We start from the raw sequence: 5,046 nt of genomic DNA, 5'->3' as shown, positions 1-5,046 counted from the left end.
CATTGAAGGCACGCGCTGCATGTGCCACCTCGCTCGGGCCCTGCTCGGGCAGCGYCTGGCCCTTCAGGTCGGGGCCGAGCTGGTCGGCCGCGGCGGCCAGCGCCGCCAGCGGCCGCGTCAGCAGCCGCACCGCGATCCAGGCGCACACCGCCAGCACCGCGAGCTGCGCGGCCAGCACCCAGCTGACCCAGCCCGACACGGGCATGTCGACGCGGCGCGCATGCACGATCACCATGCTCGCGTCCGACAGCCGCACCTGGATCTGYAGGCCGCCCAGCGGCTGCTGCACCTCGGCCACGCGCACCGTCTCGAACGGCTTCATCGCATCGACGATGGCGTTCGCGAACTGCCGCAGCATCGGCGCCGCCGGGGCCGGCCCGTCGGCGCTGCCGCCGAGCGAGAAGCGGTAGTTGCGGCGCTCCAGCCGCGCGAGCCAGCTGTCGCGCTCGGCGGCGGGCAGGCGGTCGATGATCGCGATCGAGCTCGCGATGTCGCGCTCGATGCCCAGCATCATCAGCTCGCGCAGCGCCATGCCGCGCTCGTAGCGGATCAGCACGAAGGTCAGCCCCTGCGCGATCGCGAGGCCGAGCACGATGATCAGCGTGACGCGGGCGAACAGCGAGCGCGGGAGGGGGAGCCGAGCCAGCTTCATGCGGCGAGCGCTTCGCGCAGGAAGTCGAGGCGGTCCTGGCCCCAGAAGATCTCGCCGTCCAGCACGTAGCTAGGCGAGCCGAACACCTGGGCCTCGATCGCGAGCCGGGTGTTCTCGTCGAGCTGCGTGTCCACCGCGTCCTGCTGCGCCAGCACCGCGAGCTCGGCGCGCAGCCCGCATTCGGCCAGCAGCTCCGACAGCACCGAGGGCTTCGAGATGTCGCGCTCCTGCGCCCACACCGCGGCGAACACCGCGCCGGCCAGCCGCATCGCGGCCTCGTCGCCGTCGTGCAGCGCGGTCGCGACGATCAGCTTCGCGGCCAGCTCCGGCGGCACCGGGAAGAAGCGCGGGGTCAGGTTCATCGGCACGCCGAGCTGGCGCGAGAAGCGCCGCAGCTCGACGAGCCGGTAGGCCTGGCGCTGCGCAGGGCGCCGCGCGAGCGGCAGGCCGCCCGACACCGCGAAGACCGCGTTGATGTGCACCGGCCGCACGCGCACGGTGGCGCCGGCGGCCTTCGCGATCGCGCCGAAGCGCGCATGGCCCAGGTAGGCCCACGGGCTCACCGGTGCGAAGTAGTAGTCGATGACGTGGCTCATGGTGGTGTCGGGCATTCAGGGCGGGCCGGGGATCAGTCGATCAGGAAGTCGACCTCGATGTTGCCGCGCGTCGCATGCGAGTACGGGCAGGTCTGGTGCGCGGCGTCGACCAGGCGGCGCTTCACCTCGGCGTCGAGGCCGGGCAGCGTGATCGACAGTGTGACAGCCAGCGCGTAGCTCGCGTCGCCGGCGGTCTTGCCGAGCGACACGCGGGCGTCGATGGCGGTGTCGGCCGGGAACTTGATGCCCAGTTGGCGCGCGGCGATCTGCATCGCCCCCATGAAGCAGGCCGAGTAGCCGACGCCGAACAGCTGCTCGGGGTTGGTGCCGGGCTTGCCCGATCCGGGCGGGCTCAGCTGCACGTCGAGCGCGCCATCGCTGGAGCGGCCCGCGCCGTCGCGGCCTCCGGTGGTACGGGTGGCAGCGGTGTACAGCACGTTGTCGATCTTCTGCAGCATGGCGAATCCTTCACGAGGGGTTGGTTGAAGCGAGCCTGTATTGCAATGGCCCGCTGTATCCCCGGTGTGTCGGCCACCCCCCGGATTTGCATTCGCATGTAGGCGCGGTGCGACCCGGACACACTGCAATACAAAGGCGCTGCATCCGGGCGGCCGGCGCACTACAGTCACGGCCATGCAAGCCAAGCCCAGCGACCATGTGCTGATCGTCGACGACGATCGCGAGATCCGCGACCTGCTGACCACCTACCTCGTCAAGAACGGGCTGCGCGTGGTGGCCGTGCCGACCGGCCGGCACATGCGCTCAGCGCTCGAGGAGTCGGGGCCGTTCGACCTGATCGTGCTCGACCTGATGCTGCCCGGCGAAGACGGGCTGACGCTGTGCCGCGACCTGCGCGCCGGCAAGTACAAGGCGACGCCGATCCTGATGCTGACCGCGCGCAACGAAGAGGCCGACCGCATCCTCGGGCTCGAGATGGGCGCCGACGACTACCTCGCCAAGCCGTTCGCCGCGCGCGAGCTGCTGGCGCGCATGCGTGCCGTGCTGCGCCGCACCCGCATGCTGCCGCCCAACATGCGGGTCGCCGAGGCCGCGTCGCACCGGCTGGCGTTCGGCGAGTGGGAGGTCGACACCGTGGCGCGCCACCTGCTGGACGCGAGCGGCGTGATGGTGGCGCTGAGCGGTGCCGAGTACCGGCTGCTGCGCGTGTTCCTCGACCACCCGCAGCGGGTGCTGAGCCGCGACCAGCTGCTCAGCCTCACGCAGGGGCGCGAAGCCGAGCTGTTCGAGCGCTCGATCGACCTGCTGGTGAGCCGGCTGCGCCAGCGGCTGCGCGACGATGCGCGCGAGCCGCGCTACATCAAGACGGTGCGCAGCGAGGGCTATGTGTTCGCGTCGGCGGTCGAGTCGCGCGACTGACGACGCACCGTGATGCAGTGGCAGCTGACCGGCTGGCGGATCTCGTGCGAGATGCCGCCGGCCAGGAACAGCAACGCAAGCCACCACCTGTTCATCGCGCCGGTGCCGGCGTTTCGGCCAGCAGCGCCTTGATCCGGCCTTCGGTCTCGCCGTAGCGGCCTTCGCCGAAGTGCGTGTAGACGATGCGGCCCTGCTTGTCGATCAGGTAGAGCGCCGGCCAGAACTGGTTGCCGAACGCGCGCCAGGTGGCGTAGTCGTTGTCCTGCGCGACGGCGTGCGTGATCTGCAGCTTGCGGATCGCTTCCTGCACGTTCGGCGTCGACTTCTCGAAGGCGTACTCCGGCGTGTGCACGCCGATGACGACCAGCCCCTGGTCCTTGTACTTCGCGTGCCATTCCTTCACGTACGGCAACTGGTTCAGGCAGTTGCTGCAGGTGTAGGTCCAGAAGTCGACCAGCACCACCTTGCCGCGCAAGCCCTGCATCGCAAGCGGAGGCGAATTCTGCCAGGTGGCGATGCCCTGGAAGTCGGGTGCAGCCACCGGGTGGGTGGCGGCTGGCGTGCCGATGGCCGGCGGCGCGGCGAGCGTGACGAGGACCACCGTCGCGGCGATGGCCGCGGCGGCGAGGAGGGTGTTGTATCGAAGGCTCATGGCAGTGGGGCGGCAGTGGCAGGTGCGCGGATTGTTGGATGCGCACTGCCGCCGTCGCGTGTTTTGCGTAGAGCTCTGTGTCGGCGCCGGAGCCCGACACATTACGTTTCACGGCACGGTCACGGTGTCGAGCTTCGACAGGCTGTCGACCTTGCCGTCGGCATCGATCGACTGGTACTGGATCGGGCCGAATCCCGGCGCGACCCACATGACGGTGGAACCGTACTCCGGGTGGTCGCCGATGCTGGTCCTGATGCGACAGGCATTGGTGAAGGTGCGGCCGGCCAGGGCCAGCGTCTCGTGGCCCTCGAAGGTCCAGGTCTCCTGCTGCTCTTCCGGGAGGAAGTGGCCGTTGGTGAAGTAGTTGTTGTCGGTGAAGTGGATCGTCACCGTCTGCGTGGGGGCCAGGGTCCTGGGGACCAGGAAGCCGGTGTAGACGGATTTCGTGGTCTGCACGCCCTCAGGGGTGTGGTCGTAGTCGCCCCAGAAGCGCAGGCCGTCCGGCTCGACCGACCAGTACAGCGCCAGGAAGCGCTTGTCGCCCGTCGTGCCGAAGTAGTCGACCTGCGCCTGGCGGGGCGTGCCGTCGAAGGTCTCGACGAGGTACTCGCCGTGCAGCGAACGGGCCTCGGGATCGGTGTCGGTCATCGTGTAGCGCAGGCCGGGCTTGACCGTGAAGCAGTCGCTGAGGTCGGGCAGCGTGTCGGTCGGAGGGTCGACCGCGGGCGGGCAGTCGTCGTCGCCACCGCAGGCGGCAAGCAGAGCACACAGGCCGGCGATCAGCAGGAGGGAAGAGGGGGTGCGTGATGGTTGCATGACGGTATGAAGGTGAGGTTGTTGAACAGCAGGGCACAGCTCCGCCAACCCATGCCGATCCGGGGATCGGCACGACTGCTCTGTTGCGCGGGGACTTCGTTAGTTGCAACCTTGAACGAACACGCGGTGCGTGCGTTGACGTGTCGTTCGGGTAAAGAAAAGTTTCCGGCTGACCATTGCAAAAGGGCGATGAAGTCGATCGGCGAATGCGATCGATGAAGGCGCCGATCACGCCTGCACAATCGGCCGATGCGCCTGCACCTTCTGTCTTCGTTGCTGTTGCTCGTCCCGTTCGCGACACTCGCGGCGCCCGACGAGGCGGCGCTCGGCCGCGCCGACGGCTACCCGGCGGCCCGCACGCTGAAGCAGGCCTACCAGGAGCGCTACCTCGTCGGCTCGTTCAGCGCGATGGACAGCTTCAATCCCGCGTGCACGCTGGCGCCGGCCGACAAGCCGGTCGCGCTGGAGGCCGCGGCCACCGAGACCTTGTTCACCTACCGCTACCAAGGCCGCCAGCTGACGCTGGACGACTACCTGCAGCACCAGCGCGCGACCGGCCTGCTGGTCGTGAAGGACGGCCGCATCGCCGCCGAGCGCTACAACTACGAGCRCACGCCGGCGATGCGGATGCTGTCGAACTCGATGGCGAAGACGATCACCGCGCTGGCGGTGATGAAGGCGCTGGAAGACGGCCTGGTGAAGTCGCTCGACGATCCGGCCGAGGCCTACGTGCCGGAACTCAAGGGCACGCTGTACGGCGGCACGCGCCTGCTCGACCTGCTGCGCATGGCGTCCGGTGCGCGCTATGTCGAGGACTACACGGCCGACGACGATCGTGCGCGCTTCAATGCCGCGGCGCGGCGCGCCGGCATCGTGCAGGCGGCGCGGCAGGTCACCGAGCGCAGCGATCCGCCGGGGCAGCGCTTCAACTACGCCGGTGCGCAGACCGAGGT

General features: G+C 69.2%; 7 protein-coding genes. 2 read left to right on the top strand and 5 right to left on the bottom strand.

The window, feature by feature from the left end; genetic code table 11:
• From AC1D01_RS20395 to AC1D01_RS20385, 3 genes are all read right to left on the bottom strand, one after another.
• A partial coding sequence (locus tag AC1D01_RS20395; RefSeq protein ID WP_477869479.1) for a HAMP domain-containing protein occupies positions 1-652 on the bottom strand: 652 nt, incomplete at its 3' end.
• The gene (locus tag AC1D01_RS20390) at positions 649-1,263 is read right to left on the bottom strand and encodes a 2-hydroxychromene-2-carboxylate isomerase (protein ID WP_477869477.1); all 615 of its coding nucleotides are present in this window, start codon (positions 1,261-1,263) and stop codon (positions 649-651) included. The genes AC1D01_RS20395 and AC1D01_RS20390, both read right to left, overlap by 4 nt.
• 17 nt (positions 1,264-1,280) lie before the next feature.
• Positions 1,281-1,706: an organic hydroperoxide resistance protein gene (locus AC1D01_RS20385; RefSeq protein ID WP_477869475.1), complete on the bottom strand. Its 426-nt coding sequence runs from the start codon at positions 1,704-1,706 to the stop codon at positions 1,281-1,283.
• A gap of 175 nt (positions 1,707-1,881) precedes the next feature.
• On the opposite strand from AC1D01_RS20385, the gene AC1D01_RS20380 reads away from it, so the two are divergent.
• Positions 1,882-2,625, top strand: a complete 744-nt coding sequence (locus AC1D01_RS20380) for a response regulator (protein WP_477869473.1) — start codon at positions 1,882-1,884, stop codon at positions 2,623-2,625.
• A 91-nt stretch (positions 2,626-2,716) separates the two neighbouring features.
• Here the strand turns inward: AC1D01_RS20380 and AC1D01_RS20375 are convergent, their stop codons facing one another.
• Both AC1D01_RS20375 and AC1D01_RS20370 read right to left on the bottom strand, forming a co-directional pair.
• Positions 2,717-3,277 carry a thioredoxin family protein gene (locus AC1D01_RS20375; RefSeq protein ID WP_477869471.1) on the bottom strand — a complete coding sequence of 187 codons (561 nt, stop codon included), beginning with the start codon at positions 3,275-3,277 and terminating at the stop codon, positions 2,717-2,719.
• Positions 3,278-3,385: 108 nt separating this feature from the next.
• Positions 3,386-4,093 carry a hypothetical protein gene (locus tag AC1D01_RS20370; protein ID WP_477869469.1) on the bottom strand — a complete coding sequence of 236 codons (708 nt, stop codon included), beginning with the start codon at positions 4,091-4,093 and terminating at the stop codon, positions 3,386-3,388.
• Between the two features lie 249 nt (positions 4,094-4,342).
• On the opposite strand from AC1D01_RS20370, the gene AC1D01_RS20365 reads away from it, so the two are divergent.
• Positions 4,343-5,046, top strand: a 704-nt coding sequence (locus AC1D01_RS20365; protein WP_477869467.1) for a serine hydrolase, incomplete at its 3' end; no start/stop codon positions are given.

This window comes from Rhizobacter sp. P3_B12, assembly GCF_056402895.1.
The sequence above is the reverse complement of the archived record's forward strand: the minus strand, read 5'-3'. Positions and strand labels throughout refer to the sequence as shown.